At 45.6% G+C, this 2,083-nt stretch carries 5 protein-coding genes and 1 tRNA gene; 4 read left to right on the top strand and 2 right to left on the bottom strand.

Going from position 1 to position 2,083, the window contains the following annotated elements:
• The 3 genes from B7L70_RS12585 to B7L70_RS12580 form a co-directional block, all read left to right on the top strand.
• Positions 1–780 (top strand): dienelactone hydrolase family protein (locus B7L70_RS12585; protein WP_081228465.1); only part of this gene is annotated, 780 nt, incomplete at its 5' end.
• 6 nt (positions 781–786) lie between these two features.
• Positions 787–921 carry a hypothetical protein gene (locus tag B7L70_RS14225; protein ID WP_255408875.1) on the top strand — a complete coding sequence of 45 codons (135 nt, stop codon included), beginning with the start codon at positions 787–789 and terminating at the stop codon, positions 919–921.
• Between the two features lie 9 nt (positions 922–930).
• Positions 931–1,055: transfer RNA gene (locus tag B7L70_RS12580), tRNA-Pro, on the top strand.
• Between the two features lie 113 nt (positions 1,056–1,168).
• Here the strand turns inward: B7L70_RS12580 and B7L70_RS14340 are convergent.
• Entirely contained in the window at positions 1,169–1,399 is a 231-nt protein-coding gene (locus B7L70_RS14340) for a hypothetical protein (RefSeq protein WP_081228464.1), read from the bottom strand.
• 19 nt (positions 1,400–1,418) lie between these two features.
• Between B7L70_RS14340 and B7L70_RS14335 the strand changes: the two genes are divergently transcribed.
• Positions 1,419–1,592: a hypothetical protein gene (locus B7L70_RS14335; protein WP_369907355.1), complete on the top strand. Its 174-nt coding sequence runs from the start codon at positions 1,419–1,421 to the stop codon at positions 1,590–1,592.
• A 16-nt stretch (positions 1,593–1,608) separates the two neighbouring features.
• On the opposite strand, the gene B7L70_RS12570 is transcribed toward B7L70_RS14335, so the two are convergent.
• Positions 1,609–1,854, bottom strand: coding sequence for a hypothetical protein (locus B7L70_RS12570; RefSeq protein WP_081228463.1), 246 nt, complete (start codon positions 1,852–1,854; stop codon positions 1,609–1,611).
• Positions 1,855–2,083: the final 229 nt, after the last annotated feature.

The raw sequence follows: 2,083 nt of genomic DNA, 5'->3' as shown, positions 1-2,083 counted from the left end.
GAGGAGTACATAAGGTACAGGTCCTTCGATGGTTCGGAAATAACCGCATTCACAGCAACACCGGAAACGGGCTATAACGCAGCCGTCATAGTTATACACGAGATATTTGGAATAACAGAGTTCATACGAAACGTAGCGAGGAGGTTAGCATCCCTAGGCTATCTATCAATAGCTCCAAACCTATACTCAAGGAGGGCTGACTTGTTTACGGAGCAGAACATCATGACCGTAATGAGAAGGTTCTGGTCACTACCACCTGAGAGGAGGACTGACATCAATGCGATTAAGGAATTCATGAACTCACTAACGCCACAGGAGAGGGAGATAGTGAATGAACTAGTCATAAACAGGGAGTCCACTGAGGAGAGGATGATCAATGACATAGTGAGCACGTACAACTACGTAAGGGACACGTACAAACCACGGAAAATAGGCATAATTGAGTTCTGCATGGGGGGTGGGTTAGCCTTCGAGGCAATGACCAGGGTGCCGATCGACGCAGGGGTGATATACTACGGAAGAAGCCCAAGGCGGCTTGATGACATAGCCAAGGTACGCGGCGCAATACTGGCAATATACGCGGGCGAGGACCCAGCCATAAACCAGGGGCTGCCAGACCTCATGAAGGCAATAATAACGTATAAACCGCGCTTCGAAATGGTATTCTACCCAGGGACATACCACGCCTTCGCCACGGAGGGAGGACCGGCGTATAACGAGGCAGCCGCAAAGGACGCGTGGGAGAGGACTGTGAACTTCTTTAGGAAGTACCTAGGGTGATGAGGTATGAACAAGGAAAGCAAACAAAAAGGGTTTGACAATGCAGTGGCAGATTGCTTCATAACATGGGTGAACATATTGGAAATGAAGGAGAATGAGCACGGTAAAGGTAAAGAAAACCCTAAAAACCCAAGGCGATAAGGTAGTGCTGGGGCCGTAGTCTAGCCTGGCTAGGATGCTCGGCTTGGGCTGCCACCGTGGGCAACACAAAAACGAAAAGCCCACGGTCACGGGATCCCGAGTGATCCCGGGTTCAAATCCCGGCGGCCCCACCAAGAATTTTTAGGTTATCGCCTGGTTTACCGGCCCACCTCATGTAGTCACATTAAGTATGCCGTACTTACTGGCCCAACTAAATTTATGACTAACTCCATAACCCATGGCTACTTCATTGTTGCTGTTTGAGCTTATTCTCCGCAACCTTCTTTACCTCATTCAGCCCTATCAGTAGTAGTATGATGGTGGGTATACCTATGAGAAGTCCGAGGATTCCAACAACTATTATGGCACCGGGTATGAGAATGAATAGAATAATCACAGCCATGAATATCACTAATGCGGCACCAGCTGATAGGTAACCTACGCTGAACTGCTCACCAAGCCTGTATAGAGCAACCATCATTAATATGGTTCCAACAATGCCAATAATCATTGGAAGGCTCAGTATTAGGTATGCTGTCCAAATATTGCTGAGGCTAAAGGTTAGGGATAATAATAAGGCGGATGACGATATATTAATAACCAGGCCGGCCATACCTAATTATCGAGCCAACCCTACCAAGGCCGTTGCTAGTTTCATGAAACCCCTGTAGTAACACGTGTATATTATTATAACCTGTAGTAACACGTGTATATTATTATAAAAAGTATTAATCCAGATATTATCCCAATAACGGCGCTGACGTGCACAACCTCATTCACTCCTGAATAAGCAATGCTGGAAGCTACGGCGAGTGTTACGATACCAAATAAAATAGAAACTATAAAACCGAAAATCGCACCCGTGAATAATAACGAAACCCCATCGTAAATCAACGAATAGTACTTAGCATCGCCCGGACCGGGCCTGCCCATAAGTATCTATTATATTGAGTTTTAAGGATCTATTTATAGTTTTTATCGCTTCTCAGTCGAGGATCGGGTCTCGCTTAGTGATGAGTTCAATAATATATCTAATGTGGACAAAAATTGCTCTATTTTTGAGTGAGTTAGTGGGTTTGTGTATTGTTATCTACTGCCTATGTATGTTACTGTGAAGCTTGAGCCATCACTTGATAGAGAGCTTGGTTGTGCCAGCACCTTT

It is taken from the genome of Vulcanisaeta sp. EB80 (assembly GCF_002078205.2).
Note: the sequence above shows the minus strand (reverse complement) of the source record. Positions and strands in the feature narration are given on the sequence as shown.